A 21,858-nucleotide genomic window follows, 5' to 3' on the forward strand; every position below is an offset into this window, starting at 1 on the left:
ACTTCCTTAGTCTTGATGTTTCAACGCTTCCAACTCCTCCCAACGGGAGAAGGCGTGTTCCAATGCGGCCTCTGCCGCATTCAATGCATCCAGTTTGGGCTGGGTCTGCTCTGCTGGCAGGGAGAAGAAACCGGGGTGGTTAATCTCGACCTGCAGGGCATCGAGTTCCATTTCCAACTGTTCCAGCCGGGCTGGCAGATTATCCAGCTCCAGTTGCAACTTGTAAGAGAGTTTTCGTGTTTTTTTCGCAGGCTCCGCTGCCGACGCGACAGGCTCTGCCACCTTGACCGGGGACGGCTTGGCCGACTGTTGGGCGGCCTGCAGGGCTCGTGTGGCCATCATGTCGGCGTAGCCCCCTACATAATCGCTGATCCGTCCATCCCCTTCAAACAGCCAGCAGCCGGTCACGGTATTGTCGATGAAACGGCGATCGTGGCTGACCAGCAGCAGGGTGCCCGGGTAATCGGTGAGCAGCTCTTCCAGCAATTCCAGCGTTTCGACATCCAGGTCGTTGGTTGGTTCATCCAGAATCAACAAGTTACTGGGCTTGAGGAAGAGTTTGGCCAACAGTAGACGGTTTTTCTCGCCCCCTGACAAGGCCTTGACCGGGGTGCGCGCCCGCTTGGGCTCGAACAGGAAGTCCTGCAGGTAGCCGAGGATGTGGCGGGAGCGGCTGCGAACCATCACCTCCTGCTTGCCCTCCCCCACGTTGTCCACCACCGTCTTCTCGGGATCGAGCTGCTCACGGTATTGATCGAAGTAGGCCACTTCCAGGTTGGTCCCTTGGCGCACCGAGCCACGGCTCGCCTCGAGCTGGCCCATCAGCAGCTTGATCAGGGTCGACTTGCCGCAGCCGTTGGGGCCCACCAGAGCAATCTTGTCCCCGCGCAGCACCTGCAGATCCAGTCCCTGGAACAGGGTGCGATCACCAAAGTCCAGCCCCAGCCCCTCGGTCTCGAACACCAGCTTGCCGGAGCGGCCCGCCTCGTCCAGTTGCAGCTTGGCCTTGCCCTGCAACTCCCGGCGCTGGGTGCGCTCCATGCGCATCGCCTTGAGGGCCCGCACCCGTCCCTCGTTGCGGGTACGACGCGCCTTGATCCCCTGGCGCACCCATACCTCTTCCTGGGCCAGCTTGCGGTCGAACTCGGCGTTTTTCAGCTCCTCGACCCGCAGCCACTCCTCCTTGCCTTGCAGATATTCGTCATAGTTGCCGGGCCAGGAGGTGATCACGCCGCGATCGAGATCGATGATCCGGGTCGCCAGCTTGTGGATGAACTCCCGGTCGTGGGAGATGAAGACGATGGCGCCGCGAAAGTCCTTGAGGAACTCTTCCAGCCAGTTGATGGCATCGATGTCCAGGTGGTTGGTCGGCTCGTCCAGCAGCAACAGATCCGGATCACACGCCAGGGCGCGGGCCAGAGCCACCTTGCGCAGCCAGCCGCCAGACAGACTGTCGAGCGTCACATCAGGGTCGAGATCGAGCAGGGTCAGCACCTGATTGATGCGGGTCTCGTACTGCCAGCCGTTCTGATAGTCGAGCTGCTCCTGCAACTGGCTCATGGTGCGAATGTTGGCATCGGAAGGGTCGTGCGCCAGGGCGTGGGAGACATGGTGGTACTGCTTGAGCAGCTCCCCTACCCCGGCCAGCCCTTCTGCGGCGTAATCGAACACGGTGATCTCGCTCGAAGCAGGCGGATCCTGCTCGAGGCGGGTCACTTTCAAATCTTGTTGCAACACCAGACGGCCGTCGTCCAGCGGCAGTTCGCTGGCAATCACCTTCATCAGGGTAGACTTGCCCGCCCCGTTGCGACCCACCAGACAGAGGCGCTCGCCCCGCTCTATGGTGAGCTCGGCATGGTCGAGCAGCGGAAAATCACTGAACGACAGGGACGCGCCGTGCAATGTCAAAAGAGCCATGTTTGTTCCTTGTTGCTTATGAAAAAACGGGCGGCAGCGTGAGTCTGCCCCCGTTTTGTCGTCAAATCCTGCTCACCCCTGTGCCAGCCAGCCTTGCAGCTCTCCCAGGGTGAAAGGCCAGCCCAGCTCCCGGCCGGCACTGTCTTGCAGCACCGGGATGCGCACCCGGTAAGCCTCGAGCCAGGCCTCTTCTTCCAGGATGTCGCAGCGGCGGGTCTGCGCGGCCATCCCGGCCTGTTCCACCAGCGCCCACGCCTGTTCGCACAGGTGGCAGCCGTCGGTGTGAAACAGGGTCAGCATCAGCCTTGTGCCTCGGCGTGGGTGATGATCCAGCAGTTGTGGATATGCTGGTTGCGCTCGAAGTCCTTGGGCCGGGTCTTGTTCGTGATGTTCTGCGCCTTGAGACCGATGGCGTCAAGGCCGGCCAAGTCCATCTTGAAGTGGCGCTTGTTGTTGGAGAAGACCAGGGTGCCGTCCGCCGCGAGCAGGCGCTTGAGGTGCTGCATCAACAGCAGGTGATCCCGCTGCACGTCGAAGCTCTCGTCCATCCGCTTGGAGTTGGAGAAGGTGGGCGGATCGATGAAGATGAGGTCGTACTGTTCGTCCGCCTCGGAGAGCCACTTCAGGCAGTCCGCCTGCACGAACTTGTGCTCGCGGCCCACCAGCGAGTTGAGGCGCATGTTGTCCTGGGCCCAGTTGAGGTAGGTGCGCGACATGTCCACCGTGGTGGTTTCGCGGGCGCCGCCGAGCCCCGCGTGCACGGTGGCACTGCCGGTGTAGGCGAAGAGGTTCAGGAAGCGCTTGCCCCGAGCCATCTGGCCCAGCATGCGGCGGGTCTGGCGATGGTCGAGGAAGAGGCCGGTGTCCAGATAGTCGTAGAGGTTGACCCAGAGGCGTGCACCGTACTCCTGGACCTCCATCCGGTGCTGCTCTTCGGAGAGCTTCTGGTACTGCTGTTTGCCTTCCTGGCGCTCGCGCACCTTCAGGATCACCTTCTCGCCGTCCATGCCGGTCACCTTGATGGCGGCCTGCACCATGTCCAGCAGACGCTGGCGGGTCTTCTGGGCGGGAATGTCCTTGGGCGCCGCGTACTCCTGTACCACCAGATAATCCTGATAGCGGTCGATGGCAGCGTTGTACTCCGGCAAGTCCGCGTCATAGAGGCGGTAGCAATCGAGGTTCTCCTTGCTCGCCCATTTCTCGAGGGTCTTCAGATTCTTGCGCAGACGGTTGGCAAAGTCCTGGGCCACCTCTTTCTGGGAAGCGACGGCATCGAGGGCGATCTGATAGTTGCGCAGCTGGCACTCGAGGGCGCCGTTGAACAGGCGATACTGCTTGTCGGCACGCAAGCGCAGGCAGCTCAGGAGTTCGGGAGAGGCGGAGAGAATGGTGACCTTCCACCCCTGGAAGCCGCGGCGCAGGGCATCGCCAAGGGCCTGATGCACTTCCAGCAACGCCGGGAATTCACCGAGACGCTCGCCATAGGGCGGGTTGGAGATGAGCATGCCGACCTGACGGCTCTCTCCTTCCACAGCCGGCATCGGCAGCGGATTTTCCAGCTTGGTGACATCGGCCTGCTTGAAGGTAATGAGATGGGCCACGCCGGCGGCCTTGGCGTTGTCACGGGCCTTCATCAGGACCCGGGTATCCGCATCGCAACCGAACAGTTTCACCTCGCAGCGCTGCATGCCGCGCTTGGCACGCACCTGGGCTTCCATCATCAGACTCTGCCACAGTTCACCATCGTGTTGCAGCCAGCGATCGAAACCGAAGCGCTCACGGCGCAGCGCAGGCGCCATGTCGGCAGCGATGAAGGCCGCTTCAATCAGCAGGGTACCGGAGCCGCACATGGGGTCCATCATGGGCTCGCCAGCCCAACCGCTGCGGGCAATCATGGCCGCAGCCAGGTTCTCTTTGAGGGGCGCCTCGCCGGTGCCCTGGCGATAGAAGCGCTGGTGCAGCGCCGGGCCTGACAAGTCCAGCGTGATATTGGCCTTGCCTTTGCCAAGGTGCGCCATGATGCGAATGTCCGGAGACTTCTTGTCCACATCCGGGCGCACGTGGCCGCGCTTGGTGAAGCGATCGACGATGGCGTCCTTGATCTTCAGGGCGCCGTACTGGGTATTGCGAATGGAGGCGTTGGTACCGGTAAAGTCCACCGCGATGGTGGCGGTACCGGAGAAGTGCTCTTCCCAGGGAATGGTATGGGCCCCGAGGTAGAGGTCCAGATCATCGTTCATCTGGAACTCGGAGAGCACCAGCACGATTCGGGAGGCAAAGCGGCTCCACAGACAGGCCTTGTAACCGATGGCCAGTTCGCCCTTGAAGTGGACGCCGGCCACGGTCTCACGGACCTGCTCCGCACCCAGATTGGTCAGCTCGACGGCCAGCAGGTTTTCCAGCCCTTTGGGGCAGGTTGCAAAAAATTCTTTCATCACGCTCACGGGGATGCCATAAAAATAGTGCCGCATTATACCTTATCGGCCCGCGCTCGGCACTCGAACCTTGGACAAAGGCGCCATATAAACGGCAAGAGGCGCGGCAAACGCTCCCCTCCCCCTTGCGGGCGACAGGATCCCGCTCCTGGCTGGCAGTTGTCCGGGAATTCAGATAATAAGTGCGACACTCATGGATGAATGGCGAGAGGTGGCCAACTGCTGATTGGTGGTACCCTTCTGCTCGCCAAAGTAAAAGCAGTACGGGAATTCAGATAATAAGTGCGACACTCATGGATGAATGGCGAGAGGTGGCCAACTGCTGATTGGTGGTACCCTTCTGCTCGCCAAAGTAAAAGCAGTATCACCATGAGCTATCAGCAGTTGACCGAGGGGCAACGATACCAGTTATCGGTGCTTCGCGCACAGGGGATGTCCATCCTTGCCACCGCACGCGCCATTGGCGTTCATCGCTCCACCCTCTACCGGGAGCTGCGTCGTAACGCCGGGCCGCAGGGCTACCAGCCAGACAATGCGCATCAGCACGCCACCCACCGACGGGCCAGTGCGGCCAAATCTCGGCTATCTGCCGATGTCATCCAGTTTGTCGAGCTGACACTCGCCTGGTGGTGGAGCCCGGAGCAGATAAGCGCGGTGGGCAAGCAGATAGGCCTCATGGTGAGTCACGAGTGGATATACCGCCATGTGGCCGCCGACAAAGCCCGGGGTGGCCAGTTGTACCGCCATCTGCGCCAGGGCCACAAGCGCTACCGCAAGGGGGCGAGCAGCCTGCGTTCTCCCATCAAGGAAGCCCGCTCTATTGATGAACGGCCGGCTATCGTCGATAGCCGGGAGCGGCTCGGTGATTGGGAGGCGGACACGGTGCTGGGCAAGCAAGGCACAGGTGCACTGGTCACCCTGGTGGAGCGCAAGAGCCGGCTCTATCTGGTCAAGCGGGTCGCGAGCAAACAGGCTGGGGTGGTGCGGGATGCGATAATCGAGATGTTAACGCCCTACATCGAGCAGGTGCATACCATCACCTTTGACAACGGCGGCGAGTTTGCCGAACACAAGGCGATAGAGGAAGCGCTGGGTGCCGAGACTTACTTTGCGCACCCTTACTCTTCGTGGGAGCGCGGTCTGAACGAGAACAGCAATGGGCTGTTGAGGCAGTTTATCCCAAAGGGAACAGACCTGAGAGAGGTCACGGACGAGGATGTCAGGAGAGCGGAGCAGTGGCTCAACCTACGACCTCGGAAATGTCTCGGATTCAGGCAGCCTGTCAAGGTATTCGAAGAGTACCGTCAGGCGGCATAGGCGAGTGTCGCACTTCGAAGTTGAATTCGCGGTCTACCATCACATTCGTAAAGAATTCGAAAATCTTGCCCGGACCGGGCAGAAAATGGTCGTGACGACCAGACGAAGGAAAAAGACAAATAATGGAACAAGAGAGAGACTGAGCGCTTAAATATCAGACTAATATAGCAGGCCTATAACGGACTTATTCGTCGCCATATAACGGCCCCATCGTCAGCCCACTTCCCGATATTGTGTCTGTGCCCGGACTCTGGCTTGCATCCGGTTATTCATCACCTTGATCACTGCAAAGCGCGGCAGCGTCTTGCTGTTGGTCAGCACCAGTTCGTCGGTCAGGTTCAGGCAAACGCTCGCCTGATCGCCGGCTTCGATGACCATGAATTCCCCCCGACCGTGGGGAGTATCCATCCACACCAGGGATCCCATCTCTGGAATAACATGAGCCTGCTGTTCATGAAAGAACCAGCTTTGCGGCATCAGGGGTTTATAAAAACGGCTGACGGCGATGGCATTGAGGACCAGCTGGACCTGGTGGGGCGTACTCCAGTCGAGTTCAGCGGCCTTGTCCATCAACTGGTAATAGAGGGCGGCATCATCCACACAAAAAGGCTGGGTGGTGAAAGAACAGGGAACAAGTTGTCGACCTTTATATTCGGTGGCAAATATCATGCGATCGGACAAATCCAGCATCAGGCGATCATCCTGAGCGTCATAATGCCACTGCCAATTGTCATTGGGTTGAATACACATGGTGGTGCCCTTATCTAAGCCGTCCCTCGACTTTATTCCATGTCGAGAATTTGAGCAACGTTAAATAAGGGCAACCGGTTATTTTTTAAATATGGGTAACGATCTCTTTGACCAGACTCGGCCCTTTATAAATAAAGCCGCTGTAAATCTGGACAAGACTGGCACCCGCTGCCAGTTTTTCCCGAGCCGCCATGGCGCTGTCGATACCACCCACACCGATAATGGGCAGGGCGCCGTCGAGGGCCTTGGCCAGGTGGCGGATCACCTCGGTGCTCTTGTGCTGGAGCGGACGACCGCTGAGCCCGCCAGCCTCTGCGGCATGGGGCATGTCATATATCATCTCCCGCTCCAGAGTGGTATTGGTGGCGATGACACCGTCAATACGGTTCTTGATCAAAGAGGCGGCTACCTGATCTATTTCATCGAGTGACAGATCCGGGGCAATTTTCACGGCCAGCGGCACATACTTTTTATATTTCTCGGCCAGCTCCTGTTGACGCTGTTTCAATGCGGCCAGCAGTTCATCCAGTGCATCGCCATATTGCAATTGACGCAGACCCGGGGTGTTTGGCGAGGAAATATTGACCGCAATATAACCGGCGTGGTCATACACCTTGTCCATGCAGAGAAGGTAATCATCCTTGCCCTGCTCGATGGGGGTGTCCTTGTTCTTGCCGATATTGATGCCGATCACCCCCTGATATTTGGCCTCTTTCACCTTGGCCACTAGGTGATCGACTCCCTTGTTGTTGAATCCCATGCGATTGATGATCCCCTCGGCCGGGATCACCCGGAAGAGACGAGGCTTGTCATTGCCGCTCTGGGGTCTGGGGGTCACGGTACCGACCTCGATGAAACCGAACCCCATGGCGCCGAAGGCATCGATGCACTCCCCGTCTTTATCCAGACCGGCGGCCAACCCCACCGGATTGGCAAAATTAAGCCCCATGACGGTGACGGGGCGTTTGGGCAGAGAATGGCGGAAGAAACAATCAAGCGGGGTACCGAGAAGGCGGGGCAAATATTTGATGGAGAGATCGTGAGCCTGCTCCGGATTGAGTTTGAACAGGAAATGCCTGGCGAGTGGGTACAGCATGCTTGCTCCTTAAAAAAAGCCCCGGCAACTGGCCGGGGCTTTTGGGGTTATGCCGAGGTTCGGCAATTCAACTGGAGCAGGTTCAACTCTCGCAAGGCCACCGAGAACTTGGCGAACTCGTGCGTGCTCGTGGTCTTGAAGTCGGCCAACATGTGGGTCCAACGGGACAAGAGTTGCTCATGCTCCGAAATCCAGTCGGCCAGTATGGTAGCGCATTCCCCCTGCTCTTTGCACCCTTCCAGTACCACGGAGGTGAGGCTGCGTTGCTGCCAGTCCAGATCTTCGCGGAAGGAGGCCCGCGCCATCGCCTGCCAGTGGTTGCCCACCGGCTGATGGTTGATCTGTTCGAGGAACCAGTGCAGATCCAGCTTGGCACCCAGGCGGTAGTAGACGTTGGCAACCCGCAGGATATCGGTCTTGTGCTCCGCGGCAATCTGCGCCAGATCCAGGCAGGAGAAGAGGCTGCTCATGTGGGCCACGCGACGGGCGATGGCCTCCGGCACCTGTTTCTCCATCAGGGCGGCGACCGCCTGGCTGTGTTCGGCCACTTCGCTCTCGTCCATTACCTCATAAAGGTGCTGACTCAGGGTCTCGAAGGCCGGGCGGAAGAAGGCGATGTTCTCGCCGATGCTCCAGCTGCGGTTGCGGGCGCGCAGGAACCAGCGGGTGGTGCGGCGTACGATGCGGCGGCTGTAGAACATCAGCTCGAGCTGGGTCTGGGCATCCACCCCGTTGTCACACCCTTCGATGTCACGCCACAGGGCGCCGAGGCCGAACACTTCCCGGGCCATGGCGAAGCAGCAGGCCACTTCCGCCACCGAGGCACCGGTCTCGTCCTTCATCCGGCTGGCGAAGTTGAGCCCCATGTCGTTGACCAGCATGTTGGCCACCCGGGTCGCGATGATCTCGCCTCGCAGCGGGTGCTGGGCCAGGGCAGCGCCAAATTGCTGCTGTAACGGGGTCGGGAAACTGGTGACCAGCATGTTGGCGAGGAAGGGCTCTTCGGTCACTTCCGGGCAGTTGAGCTGCTCTTTGAGAACCATCTTGCCGTAAGCCACCAGCACCGCCAGCTCGGGTCGGGTCAGCCCCTGCCCTGCCGCCATCCGCTCGGAGAGCTCCTCGTCGGAGGGGAGGAACTCGAGCGCCCGGTCCAGCTTGCCTTCCCGCTCCAGCCCCTGGATGAAGCGCTGCTGCTCTTTCAGCTGCTCAGCACCACGGAAGGCGGTCACCGAGATGGATTGTGACTGGCGGTAGGCGTTGGTGATGACCACCTGGGCCACCGCATCCGTCATCTCGTAGAGCATCTGGTTACGCTGCTTGAGAGTCAGATCCCCGGCGGCCACCAATTGGTTGAGCAGGATCTTGATGTTGACCTCGTTGTCGGAGCAATCCACCCCGCCCACGTTGTCGGTGAAGTCGGTGTTGATGCGACCACCCTGGCTCGCGTACTCCACCCGGCCAAGCTGGGTGAAGCCAAGATTGCCACCCTCGCCCACGATGCGGGCACGCAGGTCACGACCATTGACCCGCAGCACGTCGTTGCTGCGATCCCCGACATCGGCGTCGCTCTCGCGGGCGCTCTTCACATAGGTGCCGATGCCGCCGTTCCAGAGCAGGTCGACGTTCAGGCAGAGCAGCGCCTTGATCAGCTCGTTCGGGGCCATGCCGCTCTTGTCGGTGCCGAGCAGGGTCTGCATTTCCGGGCTCAGCTTGATGGACTTGGCAGAGCGCAGGAAGATGCCGCCCCCCTTGGAGATGAGCTCACGGTTGTAGTCATCCCAGCTGGAGCCGGGCAGCTCGAACAGGCGCTTGCGCTCGACGAAGCTCCCGGCCGCATCCGGGGTCGGGTCGACGAAGATGTGCATGTGGTTGAAGGCGCCCACCAGCTGGATGTGCTCGGAGAGCAGCATGCCGTTGCCGAACACGTCGCCGGCCATGTCACCTATCCCCACGCAGGTGAAGTCGGTGGTCTGGCAGTTGATGCCAATCTCACGGAAGTGGCGCTTGACCGATTCCCAGGCGCCGCGGGCGGTGATGCCCATCTTCTTGTGGTCATAGCCCACTGAGCCGCCGGAGGCGAACGCATCGCCGAGCCAGTGGCCGTATTCGAGGCTTATCTCGTTGGCGATGTCGGAGAAGGTGGCAGTGCCCTTGTCGGCCGCCACGACCAGGTAGTAGTCATCCTCGTCGTGACGCACCACGGATTTTGGCGGGATCACCTCGCCGCCAATGATGTTGTCGGTCACATCGAGCAGGCCGCGGATGAACAGACGGTAGCAGGCCTTGCCCTCCTCCTGGATGACGGCACGGGGGGCGCCTGCCGGCATCTGCTTGCAATAGAAGCCGCCCTTGGCGCCCACCGGCACGATGACGGTGTTCTTCACCTGCTGGGCTTTTACCAGACCCAGCACTTCGGTGCGGAAGTCCTCTTTGCGATCGGACCAGCGCAGGCCGCCACGGGCCACCTTGCCCCAACGCAGGTGTACCCCTTCCACTCGCGGGGAGTAGACGAAGATCTCGAACTTCGGCAGCGGCAGCGGCATGTCGGTGATGCTGGAGGGGGCCAGCTTGAAGGAGATGTAGGGCTTGATGTTGCCCGCCTTGTCCAGCTGGTAGTAGTTGGTGCGCAGGGTGGCGTCGATCATCTCCACATAGCGGCGAATGATGCGATCGTCATCCAGGTTGGCGACCTGATCCAGCTTGGCCGCAAGCTCCTCGTGCAGCTTGGCCTGCGCCTTGGCATCCTGCTTGATGGCCGGATCCAGGCGCTGTTCGAACAGAGTGAACAGCAGTTGGGCGATGTCCGGATAACGGGTCAGGGTCTCCTCGATGTAGGACTGGCTGAAGGAGACGCCGGTCTGGCGCATGTATTTGGCATAGGCCCGCAGCACGGATACCTGACGACCGGTGAGGCCGGCCCCCAGCACCAGACGGTTGAAGCCGTCATCTTCCAGGGTCTTGTTCCAGATGGCGGCGAAAGCCTGCTGGAAGCGCTGCTGGCTCTGCTCCAGATCGAACGGTTGCTCACCGCGCAGCAGCATGGAGAAATCGAGGATCCAGAACACCTCGCCAGTGGGGGTCCGTACCTGATACGGGGTCTCGCCGATGACACGCAGCCCCATGTTTTCGAGCATGGGCAGGACGTCTGAGAGGTGGATGGGTTCGCTTCGGTGGAACAGCTTGAGGCGTACCCGGCGATCGTTCTCCTCCTCCTGGGCGCGGTAGAACAGCATGCCAAGCGGCTCGGCCTCGCTCAATCCATCCAGGGCCATGATGTCCGCGACGGCAGAGCCCGGCAGCACATCTTCCTTGTAGGCGCGGGGGAAGGCGGTGCTGAAACGGCGGCGCAGCTCGTTGCCGCGGGCCTCGCCATAGTGGGAAAGCAGCACGGAATCCAGGCGGTCATCCCAGCTGCGGGCCGCTTCAATCAGGTTGTTCTGTACTTCGTTCACATCCACATCCACGTTGTTGTTGTTGACCCGCACTATGTAGTGGGTCCGTGCCAGCACGCCCTCGGTGAAGTAGACGTTGAACTCCACATCGATGCTGCTGCCAAAATATTTCTGCAAAATCTGCTGGGTCTTGACTCGCAGCGCCGTGTTGTAGCGCTCCTTGGTGACATAGACCATGCAGGAGAAGAAGCGGCCGTAGACATCGCGGCGCACGAACAGGCGCAGCATGTCCCGCTCCTGCATCTCCAGCACCCCGAGACCGGTGGCCAGCAGCTCCTCTTCACGGGCCTGGATCAGCTCGTCGCGCGGGTAGGTTTCCAGCACGTTCAGCAACGCCTTGTAGGCATGGGAGCCCGATTCAAAGCCGGAGGCGGCCATGATGCGCTCGAGGCGGTGGCTGATGAGGGGGATCTGGGTCGCACTGGTGTTGTAGATGGAGGAGGCATAAAGGCCGATGAAGCGATCCTCTCCCACCACCTTGCCGTGCTCGTCGAAACGCTTGATGCCGATGTAGTCCACATAGGCCGGACGATGTACCCGGGACTTGCTGTTGGACTTGGTGAGGATCAGCAAGTTGGAACTGAGGGCCGCGTGACGGGCGCTGGCGGGCATGATGCCGAGGCGCTGGCCTTCGTCCTTGATGGAGTTCTTCATCAGCCCCAGGCTGGACTCGGGCTGCGGCAGGATCTCGTGATCCCCCTCCACCGCCTTGACATCGTAGCGACGATAACCCATCAGGGTGAAGTTGTGGGCGGCCACCCATTTGAGGAAGGCAACGCAGGAGTCCACCTCGGCCTGGCTGACCGGGTTCTTGCGTTTGGGCAGCTCCTCGATGATCTCGTTCAGGCGCGCCAGCATGGGCTGCCAGTCTCCCACCGCCAGGGCCACTTCCCGCGCGACCGAGTTGAGCTCGGCAGTCAGGGCGTCCATCTCCTCTTCACCGGTCAGGTGATCGATTTCGATGAGAAAGGCGGTTTCCACCGAGGTCTGCTCTGCGGTGTTGTCCAGATCCAGGATGGCGCCAATCTTGCCGCCTTCGCCGCGGATCAGGTGCAGCGGCTGGTGAAGCATCATGTGGGCGGTGATATTGAGACGCTTGAGCGCCATGCGGATGGAGTCCACCAGGAAGGGGGAATCCTGCAGGATGATCTCGACGATGGTATGAGGAGACTGCCATCCGTGGCGGGTCAGCTCGGGGTTGTAGACCCGGATATAGGGCTCGATGCCGGTACGGTGGTTGAGGGCATTCCACAGACTGAGGGCGGCGCCATAGAGATCGCTGTCATTGCGGTCATGCAGATCAGTGCTGGCCATGTTGCCGTAGAACTTGGCAACGAAACATTCGACCAGGGAGGCACTGTTTTTCGGCAATTTCTGGTGGATCAGACTGAGAACGTTTTCGAGCAGAACGGATGTAGGGGCGTCTTTCAATGCCATTGCTAGTTTCCTTATCGGACGACATCACAGACACGGCGACATCCACCCAGGATGCGCGCCGGTACAGAGTTGCAGCGAAGTGTAATGGCTTGGATCAAGGAAGGCGAGCAAAGGTGATAACGGGATGTTAAAAACAAGGGACAGATCACGGCTTGGGTTGTGATAAATTTTGCCAAGTTGGCAAAATTCAGAAAATCGCACTGGATGCCGCGCCATTTACCGGATAGATAGTGACTTAAAGCAGATATTTACCCGGATTGATGTTCAAGTTTTGTTAATTTATGCGTTCCAGGGAAATGAAGCGATGATCGTCCTGGGTTTTCAGTCGAAAGTAGCCGTGAACGCCGCTCTCCGACACAAAACGCCGGATTTTCTCCAACCCCAGCTCCAGGGTCAGACCCTGCTCGGTACGTACCACCAGGCGGTTCACCTGCCCCTGGTACATCAACATGATCTCGTCGCGGCCAAGGGAGAGCCGAAAAGTGTATTGCCTCATGTCACCTCCTGGTCATCCATGAAAAACGGGCAGGAGAGCCAGACTCCCCTGCCCGCCGTCGTGACGCTTATTGTGCCAGCGCCTTGCTCACCTTCTCGAACAGATCCCGCGCCAGCCCGTCCAGGTTGGCCAGGCGGGTCAGCTCGGCGCGAACCAGCGCCTTGCGCCCCTCATCGAGCCGCTTGAACTGGATAAGCGGGGTGATGAGGCGGGACGCCACCTGGGGATTGACCTCGTTGAGCTCGATCAAGAGATCGGTCAGGAAGCGATAGCCGCTGCCATCGGCGGCGTGGAACTGCACCTGGTTGTTCATGGCGAAGCTGCCGATGAGCGCCCGCAGCCGGTTCGGGTTGCGGATGCTGAAGGTCGGGTGCGCCATCGCCTGCTTCACGTCATCGAGCACATCCTTGGCCGGCTTGGCGCCCACCAGCCGCAGCCAGTTGTCCAGTACCAGGCCATCATGGGCCCACTTGCCTTCGAAGTCGGCCAAAAGCGCGGCGCGGCACGGCAGCAGATGGCTGTTGGCCACCTGGAGTGCAGCCAGGGTGTCGGTCATGTTGTCGGCGGCCCCGTACTGCTCGCGCACCAGGGTATCGGCCTTCGCGGCATCCAGCGCCGCCAGATAACCCAGCACCACGCCCTTGAGGGCCCGTTTGGCCATGTCGGCATGGACCACCTGATAAGCCGGCAGACGCAGGCTCTCGTAGCACGCCAGCAGGCGGTCGCCGAAGGCGTGGGCCAATGCGGTCTGGATCCCGTTGCGCACCTGGTGGATGGCGTCGATATCGGCCACCTCGAACAGCTCGGCCAGGGTCGCCTCTCCCGGCAGGGCCAGGATCTCTGCCTTGAGGGCGGGATCCAGTGCAGCCTCGTCCAGAATGGCAACAAAGGCCGCCAGCAGGGTGTGGGAGAGTTCAACCCTCTGCCCGTGCTGGACCCGCGCCACCCCGTCGATCACCGCCTTGTTGATCAGCATCTGCGCCGCATCCCAGCGGGCAAACTCGTTGCGGGCATGGCGCATCAGGAAGGCCAGGGCCTCGTCGCTATAGTCATAGTGCAGCTTGACCGGGGCGGAGAAGTCCCGCAGCAGGGAGGGTACCGGTCTGACCGGCACCCGATCGAATTCGAAAGTCTGCTGTGCTTCCAGCACGTCCAGCACATTGCCGTTGGCCTTGCCCTGGTATTGCAGCGGGATGACGGCACCCTGTGCATCGTAGAGCTCGATGTCGAGGGGGATATGCAGCGGCAGCTTTTGTGGCTGATCCTGGGTCGGCGGGGTGTGCTGGCTCACGTGCAGACGATAAACACCACTCGTGGCATCGTACTCGTCGGTCACGGTGAGCTCGGGGGTGCCGGACTGGCTGTACCAGCGGCGGAAGCGAACGAGATCCACCCCGGAGGCATCCTCCATCGCCTGCACGAAGTCGTCGCAGGTGGCGGCAGAGCCGTCGTGACGCTCGAAGTAGAGGCGCATGCCCGCCAGGAAGGCGTCCTCCCCCAGCAGGGTGTGCATCATGCGGATCACTTCAGAGCCCTTCTCGTAGACGGTCAGGGTGTAGAAGTTGTTCATCTCGATCACCACATCCGGGCGGATGGGGTGGGCCATGGGGCCGGCATCTTCGGCAAACTGCGGACCGCGCACGGTGCGCACGTTGTTGATCCGGTTGACGCCGCGCGACCCCAGATCGGAGGAGAACTCCTGATCCCGGAACACCGTCAGCCCCTCTTTGAGGCTTAACTGGAACCAGTCGCGGCAGGTGACGCGGTTGCCGGTCCAGTTGTGGAAATATTCGTGACCGATCACCCGCTCGATGCCGTGGTAGTCCGCATCGGTGGCAGTGGCCGGGTTGGCCAGCACGAACTTGGAGTTGAAGATGTTGAGCCCCTTGTTCTCCATGGCCCCCATGTTGAAGAAGTCCACCGCCACGATCATGTAGATGTCGAGATCGTATTCGAGGCCAAAGCGCTGTTCATCCCAGCGCATGGAGTGGATGAGGCTCTCCATGGCGAAACCGGTGCGGTCCAGGTTGCCCTTGTCCACGAAGATTTCCAGCGCCACATCGCGACCACTCCGGGTGGTGTAGTGATTGCGCTCCACATCGAAGTCCCCCGCCACCAAGGCGAAGAGGTAGCTCGGCTTGGGGAAGGGATCCTGCCACTGCACGAAGTGGCGACCGTCGTCCAGATCGCCGCTCGCGACCTTGTTGCCGTTGGAGAGCAGATAGGGGTACTTGGCCTTGTCGGCGGTGATACGGGTACTGTAACGGGCCAGGATGTCTGGCCTGTCCATGTAATAGGTGATACGACGAAAGCCCTCGGCCTCGCACTGGGTGCAATAGGCATCGCCGGATTTGTAGAGCCCCTCCAGCGCCGTGTTGGCGGCGGGATCAATGTTGGTGACCACGGTCAGCACGCACTCGGCCGGCAGGTTGAACAGGGTCAGGCTGCTCTCTCCCTGCTCGTATTGCTGATAGGGCACGCCATCCACACTGACGCTGACAAGGTCAAGCCCCTCGCCGTCCAGCACCAGGGGTTCGTTGTGATCGCCGCTGCGACGCAAACGGGAGATGGCGGTGACCCGGGTCAGGGGCTCTTGCAGCTGAAAATCGAGATCCAGACTGTCACACCAATAGAGGGGAGCCTGGTAATCCTGGCGATATTTGGCCGTCATGGCCTGAGGTTGTTCAGTCATTATTGTGTGCTTCCACGCTTTGTTATTGACGTGTCAGAGGCTGTCACAAGGCTCGGACAGGGTCAAATAGTTTGCATTCAGGCAAAAGAAAGGGCGACCAGAGTCGCCCTTGTCATTTCGTTGCCAGCATCAGCTATTCTTGCTGAGGGTGGCCAGATCCGCCGTGATGTTGGCCGCTTCCACCTGGTATTCGTCAGGTGCCTCGAAATCGGTCGGCAGTTCATCCAGGCTCTTCACCGTCGGCTTGCCAAGTCGGGTCAGCCGCTCGTTGGCTCGCGCCAGCGCCTTCTCGTCCTGTTTGGCCTGTTCAGCCAGCCGCTCGGCTTCGTTCAGGGAGACCGACTTCTTGTCCTTGTCCGCCTGATACTCCTTGATGTCCTGCAGCACATAGGCAAATTCCGGATCCTTGGTGATCCGCGCCTCGTGGGCCGATTTCAGCTTGGGCAGCAGGCTGGAGAAGTCCCCCAGTCGCTCGTAGCTGGCCGAGGCAATCTTGTCCCAGGGCAAGGCGTTGAACTCGCGGCTCTCCCCCGTCTCACCCGGCGCCACTGCGGTCGGGAAGGCGATATCGGGTGCAACCCCTTTGTTCTGGGTACTGCCGCCATCGATACGGTAGAACTTGGCGATGGTGTACTGCACGTGACCCAGCGGCTGCTCGTAGAAGTCATAGACCTTGGCGAGGCTGCGATGCTGCTGCACCGTCCCCTTGCCGAACGAGTTTTCGCCGAGGATCAGCGCACGACCATAGTCCTGCATGGCGGCGGCAAAGATCTCGGAGGCCGAGGCGCTGTAGCGGTCGATCATCACCGACATGGGGCCACCGTAGTAGACATTGCCGTCGTCGTCTCCATTGACGGTGATGCGACCCATGTGATCACGGATCTGCACCACGGGGCCGCTGGCAAAGAAGAGACCGCTCAGGGCGGAGGCTTCCGTCAGGGCACCACCACCGTTGCCGCGCAGATCGACGATGAGGCCGTCGATCTTCTGCTTGTTGAGGCTGGAGATCTCCTTGATCACGTCGTCGTGCAGGTTGACGTAGAAGCTCGGGATCTCGAGCACGCCGATCTTCTTGCCCTCGGCGGTGATCACCTTGGACTTGGCGGCTCGGTCTTCCAGACGCACCTTGTCACGCACCAGCTCCACCAGCTCTGTCTTGGCGGTCGCGCCCTTGCCGCGCTGGATCTCCAGCTTCACCTTGCTGCCCTTGGGCCCCTTGATGAGCTCGACCACGTCGTCAAGACGCCAGCCTATGACATCCATAATCTTGCCGTCGTCCTGCCCCACCCCGGTGATCTTGTCATCGGGTTTCAGGTGATTGGACTTGGCCGCCGGGCCACCGGGCACCAGGGAGCGGATGACGGTGAAGTCATCTTCCGCCTGCAGCACGGCACCAATCCCCTCCAGCGAGAGGTTCATCTCGGTGTTGAACCGATCGGCGCTGCGCGGAGACAGATAGCTGGTGTGCGGTTCGATGGCGCGGGCGAAGGAGTTCATGAAGAGCTGGAACACGTCCTCGCTCTCGGTCTGGGACATCCGCTTGATGGCGTTGTTGTAACGCTTGCCAAGCAGCTCCTTGATCTCGGGCCACTCCTTGCCGCTGAGCTTGAGGCTCAGGGCATCGAACTTGACCCGCTGACGCCACAGCTCGTTGAGCTCGGCTTCATCCTTGGGCCAGGGAGCCCCTTCCCGATCGAAGACGTAATTGTCTTTCTGGGTAAAATCGAAGGGAGTGTCGAGCAGTTTGAGGGCGTATTCGAACCGCTCGTACCGCCGCTGCTGACTCAGGTTGAACATCTCGTAGGCCGGAGCCAGTCGCCCTCGCTCGAGGTCGGTGTCAAAACCGGTACGATATTTCTCAAAACGGCTGATGTCAGAGGCCAGAAACAGGTTGCGGCTGTAGTCCAGATTCTCCAGATACTTGTCAAAGATCACGGAGGAAAAGGCGTCGTCCAGCTTGAACTGTTTGTAGTGGGAGCGGGTAAACAGATTGGCAATTCGCTTGCTGGCCGTAGCATGTTGGCTCTCTTGAGCCAACACAGGCAAATCACTTTCCTTGAGCACCGGCTCGATGGCCTGTGCGAGCCCGGCAAGCGCCAGGCTACAGGCAACGAGTGAAAAACGAATCACGCCATGCTTCAACATTCGTCTCCTTAGAGAACCAGATGCTCGAACTTGACCCGCAACATCATGCCGGTCTGCAATTGAACCTGTACGTCATCCTTGGTCACTTCCTTGATGGTCGCAGGCACAGGGGACTTGCCCAGCACGACGCGCACGCCCTGCTCGACTTTCAGGGTAGCGGCATCCACTTTCACCAGCGGCGCATCGGCGACCGGTGCAGCCTTGGGAGCAGGGGCGGACTTGGGCTTGTCGGAGCGGGGAGCGTCAGCCTTGCGCGGCGCGTTGCGACGCGGCTGCTTGGGCTTGTCTTCCTTCTCCTTGGCGTTGGTGCGGCGGCTGGCAAAGACACGTTCCTTGCTCTCCTTGAGCGCCTGTTTGGCATGCTCGATGTGCTCTTCGGTGAGCAGCTCGCCCGGGTTGCCGTCCAGATCGACACGGGCCTGGCCAGCCTTGAGGCCATGCAGGTAACGCCAGCTGGAGGTGTATTGACGCAGAGCAGAGCGCAGCATGGTCTTGGAGACTCTCTCGTCATCAGCAAGACGCGCGGCCAGATCCTGGAAGATGCCAATCTTGAGTGGCTTGGCCTCTCCTTCAGCGATGAAGCAGGCCGGGAATTTCTCGACCAGGTAGGCGACGATCTCTTTACTGTTCTTCAGCTTTTCAGTGTTTTCCATGTATAACCTTGGCTTTCATATAGACGCACGGGCATGCCCGAACACAACAAAGGCCCCATTATAGAGAGCTTGGGACCTTTTGCGAACCATCTAGCAATGACTTAGAGCATGCTTTCCAAAATTTGCACCGTTTCTTCGAGGCCAATCCGGTCCTGCTCGTCAAAGCGGTTAAAGATTGGACTGTCGATGTCCAGCACCCCGATGATCTCCCCGCCACGGCGCAGCGGGATCACGATTTCCGAGTTGCTGGCACCGTCGCACGCAATGTGCCCCGCGAACTGGTGCACGTCGTCCACCAGCTGGGTCTTGCCCTCGGCAACCGCAGTGCCACAGACGCCGCGCCCGACCGGGATGCGCACACAGGCCGGCTTGCCCTGGAACGGGCCGAGCACCAGGGTCTCGCCCTGCAGCAGGTAGAAACCAACCCAGTTGATGTCAGCCAGTTCCTGATTGAGCAGGGCAGACAGGTTTGCCAGGGTGGCGATCATGTCGGGTTCGCCCTCTAGCAATGCCTGGGCCTGCTGGTTGAGCGTGCGATAAAATGCTTGTTTTTCAATCATGATTAAATGAACTTCACTCCTTGATAATCAATGCAAGGTACCGTCCTGCCTGAAAATTTCAAATCAATTTTCATTTATCCCCCCTCCTGGGGCCCGATGAGAGTCCGTTCAACGTGCCGCGCCCAACGTCAGTTGATGGCGCTGGCCATTGCTCCACTCGATGGTCAAGAGCCAGTCCATCGCCTCGGTCGTACAACTTCCCACCTGGGTCACCCCTCGCCACCCCGCATCGCTGGCTTCAAACAGCACGGGGATGAGCCCCATGAACATCTCCTTGCCCTCGAGCCAGGCCTTGACCGGCGTAATGGCCGGCACACCCCCTTGAAGGCGCAGGACAAAGTCATGTTCAGGGCGGATCGGCAAGCCATCGATGCTGACCGTCAGCGGGCGATCCCCGACGATGAGGCGGCAGGGGCTGTGGGACAGATCACAAATCTGAACATTGGAGCCCTCTGCATGGTCGCTTCCTGTGCCTGAAAACCAGGTTCGATAGGCCATCAGGGAGAGCAAAATGACCAGCACCATGGACAGGTGGACGATTTTGCGTGAAGTGAGTCTCTCTTTCATGAAAAAACAGCTCTGTAAGGTACGTTGAAAATGTAATTTTCGTGATCTGGCTCAAGGTAAAAACTGGCGGACATGAGACCCGCTGGAGCCAAATATATCACTGTTTGTACTGTTATTTTACCGGTCACTTCAGTATCATTCTCAATGGATTTTCATTTAACCACCTTTTGCTTTTCCTTTTATTAACAGATGTTAACGAGAGGATTTTGCAAAACCGGGGTGAAAATGGCCCAGGACACCGGGCAACACTAACAACAGCATCGGAAGCGGAATACAACGATGAGCCATACAACAAACCACCCTGAGTACAACTACACCGTTGTGCGCCAGTTCACCGTCATGACGATTGTCTGGGGTATCGTCGGCATGTCGGTGGGTGTATTGATTGCAGCCCAGTTGATCTGGCCTGCCCTCAACTTTGACACCCCCTGGCTGACGTACAGCCGTCTGCGTCCCCTGCATACCAATGCGGTCATCTTCGCATTTGGTTGCAGCGCCCTGATGGCCACCTCCTTCTACGTGGTGCAACGCACCTGTCAGGTCCGGCTGTTTGGTGGTCCCCTCGCCTCCTTCGTGTTCTGGGGCTGGCAGGCGATCATTCTGTCTGCAGCCATCTCGCTGCCGCTGGGGTACACCACCTCCAAAGAGTACGCCGAGCTGGAGTGGCCCATCGACATCGCCATCGCCGTGGTCTGGGTGAGCTATGCCATCGTCTTCTTCGGCACCTTGGTCAAGCGCACCACCTCCCACATCTATGTTGCGAACTGGTTCTTCGGTGCCTTCATCATCACGGTGGCCGTACTGCACATCGTCAACAACATGGAAGTGCCGCTCTCCGGCATGAAGTCCTACTCCATGTACTCCGGTGCCATGGATGCCATGGTGCAGTGGTGGTATGGCCACAACGCAGTGGGCTTCCTGCTGACAGCGGGCTTCCTTGGCATGATGTACTATTTCGTGCCCAAGCAGGCGGGTCGCCCCGTCTACTCCTACCGCCTCTCCATCGTGCACTTCTGGGCGCTGATCTCCCTCTATATCTGGGCCGGTCCGCACCACCTGCACTATACCGCCCTGCCTGACTGGGCCCAGTCGCTGGGCATGGTGATGTCCCTCATCCTGTTCGTGCCCTCCTGGGGCGGCATGATCAACGGCATCATGACCCTCTCGGGTGCCTGGCACAAGCTGCGTTATGACCCCATCCTGCGCTTCCTGATCGTCTCCCTGTCGTTCTACGGCATGTCGACCTTCGAAGGCCCCATGATGGCGATCAAGACCGTCAACGCCCTCTCCCACTACACCGACTGGACTATCGGTCACGTTCACTCCGGTGCCCTGGGCTGGGTTGCCATGGTGTCCATCGGTGCCGTCTACCACCTGATCCCGAACCTGTTCGGACAGGGGCGCATGTACAGCATCAAGCTCATCAACGTCCACTTCTGGCTGGCCACCGTGGGCACCGTGCTCTATATCGTCGCTATGTGGATTTCCGGTGTGATGCAGGGCCTGATGTGGCGTGCGGTCAACGACGACGGCACCCTGACCTACAGCTTCGTGGAGGCGCTGCAAGCTTCCTATCCCTTCTACTTCGTGCGCTTCCTGGGTGGCTGCTTCTTCGTCACCGGCATGCTGCTGATGGCCTACAACGCCTATCGCACCGTCACTGCGCCCAAGGGTTCTCTGGAACCCGTCGCACAGCCAGCCTGATTTGAAGGGGTTTAAAGCATGAGCAACAACAACCGTCACGAGATTTTTGAAAAAAGCGTCCCCATGCTGGTGATTGGCATCATCTTCGCCATCAGCCTGGGGGGCCTGGTGGAAATCACCCCCCTGTTCTTCCAGAAGCAGACCAACGAGCCGGTGGAGGGCCTCAAGCCCTACACCGCCCTGCAGATGGAAGGACGCGACATCTACATCCGCGAAGGCTGCACCGTCTGCCACAGCCAGATGATCCGCCCGTTCCGCGCCGAGACCGAACGCTACGGCCACTACTCGGTTGCCGGCGAGAGCGTCTGGGAGCACCCCTTCCTGTGGGGCTCCAAGCGTACCGGCCCGGATCTGGCCCGGGTCGGCGGCCGCTACTCCGATGACTGGCATCGCGCCCACCTCATCAACCCGCGTGACGTGGTGCCCGAGTCCAACATGCCGGCCTTCCCCTGGCTCGAGACCAATGTGCTGAGCGGCGAGTTGACTGGCAAGAAGCTGGCTCTGTTCCGGGATCACTTCGGCGTGCCCTATACCGATGCCGACATCGCTGGCGCCGGTGAGGCCGTCAAGGGCAAGACCGAGCTGGATGCGCTGATCGCCTATCTGCAATCACTGGGCCATGCCCTGAAATAAGGAG

15 protein-coding genes are annotated in these 21,858 nt (G+C 59.9%); 3 read left to right on the plus strand and 12 right to left on the minus strand.

The features are described from left to right. Window positions 1-6 precede the first annotated feature (6 nt). The 3 genes from uup to rlmKL all read right to left on the minus strand — a co-directional run bounded on the left by uup (window position 7) and on the right by rlmKL (window position 4,388). Window positions 7-1,917, minus strand: coding sequence for an ATP-binding cassette ATPase Uup (uup, locus tag C3F36_RS22540; protein ID WP_104455941.1), 1,911 nt, complete (start codon window positions 1,915-1,917; stop codon window positions 7-9). 72 nt (window positions 1,918-1,989) lie between these two features. Further along, window positions 1,990-2,217 (minus strand): glutaredoxin family protein, encoded by a 228-nt coding sequence (locus tag C3F36_RS22545; RefSeq protein WP_039040794.1) that lies wholly within the window; start codon window positions 2,215-2,217, stop codon window positions 1,990-1,992. Further along, on the minus strand, window positions 2,217-4,388 hold the full coding sequence (gene rlmKL / locus C3F36_RS22550; RefSeq protein ID WP_052814621.1) for a bifunctional 23S rRNA (guanine(2069)-N(7))-methyltransferase RlmK/23S rRNA (guanine(2445)-N(2))-methyltransferase RlmL: 2,172 nt from the start codon (window positions 4,386-4,388) through the stop codon (window positions 2,217-2,219). The genes C3F36_RS22545 and rlmKL overlap by 1 nt, the downstream gene beginning before the upstream one ends. Window positions 4,389-4,721: 333 nt before the next feature. Between rlmKL and C3F36_RS22555 the strand changes: the two genes are divergently transcribed. Then, window positions 4,722-5,669 carry an IS30-like element ISAs2 family transposase gene (locus C3F36_RS22555; protein WP_019706001.1) on the plus strand — a complete coding sequence of 316 codons (948 nt, stop codon included), beginning with the start codon at window positions 4,722-4,724 and terminating at the stop codon, window positions 5,667-5,669. Window positions 5,670-5,882: 213 nt separating this feature from the next. Here the strand turns inward: C3F36_RS22555 and C3F36_RS22560 are convergent, their stop codons facing one another. The 9 genes from C3F36_RS22560 to C3F36_RS22600 all read right to left on the minus strand — a co-directional run bounded on the left by C3F36_RS22560 (window position 5,883) and on the right by C3F36_RS22600 (window position 19,517). Next, window positions 5,883-6,419: a cell division protein ZapC gene (locus tag C3F36_RS22560; protein WP_041211431.1), complete on the minus strand. Its 537-nt coding sequence runs from the start codon at window positions 6,417-6,419 to the stop codon at window positions 5,883-5,885. Between the two features lie 85 nt (window positions 6,420-6,504). Further along, window positions 6,505-7,515, minus strand: coding sequence for a quinone-dependent dihydroorotate dehydrogenase (gene pyrD / locus C3F36_RS22565; protein ID WP_039040791.1), 1,011 nt, complete (start codon window positions 7,513-7,515; stop codon window positions 6,505-6,507). Window positions 7,516-7,562: 47 nt separating this feature from the next. Further along, window positions 7,563-12,404 carry an NAD-glutamate dehydrogenase gene (locus C3F36_RS22570; protein WP_104455942.1) on the minus strand — a complete coding sequence of 1,614 codons (4,842 nt, stop codon included), beginning with the start codon at window positions 12,402-12,404 and terminating at the stop codon, window positions 7,563-7,565. A 274-nt stretch (window positions 12,405-12,678) separates the two neighbouring features. Next, on the minus strand, window positions 12,679-12,900 hold the full coding sequence (locus C3F36_RS22575; protein ID WP_010674767.1) for a DUF2835 family protein: 222 nt from the start codon (window positions 12,898-12,900) through the stop codon (window positions 12,679-12,681). A gap of 67 nt (window positions 12,901-12,967) precedes the next feature. After that, the gene (gene pepN, locus C3F36_RS22580; protein ID WP_104455943.1) at window positions 12,968-15,592 is read right to left on the minus strand and encodes an aminopeptidase N; all 2,625 of its coding nucleotides are present in this window, start codon (window positions 15,590-15,592) and stop codon (window positions 12,968-12,970) included. Between the two features lie 129 nt (window positions 15,593-15,721). Then, window positions 15,722-17,737: a carboxy terminal-processing peptidase gene (gene prc / locus C3F36_RS22585; protein WP_104455944.1), complete on the minus strand. Its 2,016-nt coding sequence runs from the start codon at window positions 17,735-17,737 to the stop codon at window positions 15,722-15,724. 8 nt (window positions 17,738-17,745) lie between these two features. Beyond that, complete coding sequence (gene proQ, locus C3F36_RS22590; RefSeq protein ID WP_104455945.1) at window positions 17,746-18,390, minus strand: RNA chaperone ProQ; 645 nt, start codon at window positions 18,388-18,390, stop codon at window positions 17,746-17,748. Window positions 18,391-18,491: 101 nt separating this feature from the next. Then, a complete protein-coding gene (locus tag C3F36_RS22595; RefSeq protein WP_010674771.1) occupies window positions 18,492-18,950 on the minus strand; it encodes a GAF domain-containing protein in 459 nt (152 codons plus the stop codon). Between the two features lie 108 nt (window positions 18,951-19,058). Beyond that, window positions 19,059-19,517 (minus strand): hypothetical protein, encoded by a 459-nt coding sequence (locus C3F36_RS22600; protein WP_104455946.1) that lies wholly within the window; start codon window positions 19,515-19,517, stop codon window positions 19,059-19,061. 279 nt (window positions 19,518-19,796) lie between these two features. Between C3F36_RS22600 and ccoN the strand changes: the two genes are divergently transcribed. Together ccoN and ccoO are read left to right on the plus strand one after the other, a co-directional pair. After that, the gene (gene ccoN / locus C3F36_RS22605) at window positions 19,797-21,221 is read left to right on the plus strand and encodes a cytochrome-c oxidase, cbb3-type subunit I (protein WP_010674773.1); all 1,425 of its coding nucleotides are present in this window, start codon (window positions 19,797-19,799) and stop codon (window positions 21,219-21,221) included. An 18-nt stretch (window positions 21,222-21,239) separates the two neighbouring features. After that, window positions 21,240-21,854, plus strand: a complete 615-nt coding sequence (ccoO, locus tag C3F36_RS22610; RefSeq protein ID WP_010674774.1) for a cytochrome-c oxidase, cbb3-type subunit II — start codon at window positions 21,240-21,242, stop codon at window positions 21,852-21,854. Window positions 21,855-21,858 lie beyond the last annotated feature (4 nt).

It is taken from the genome of Aeromonas sp. ASNIH2 (assembly GCF_002934795.1).
In the GTDB taxonomy this organism is placed as follows: domain Bacteria; phylum Pseudomonadota; class Gammaproteobacteria; order Enterobacterales; family Aeromonadaceae; genus Aeromonas; species Aeromonas caviae.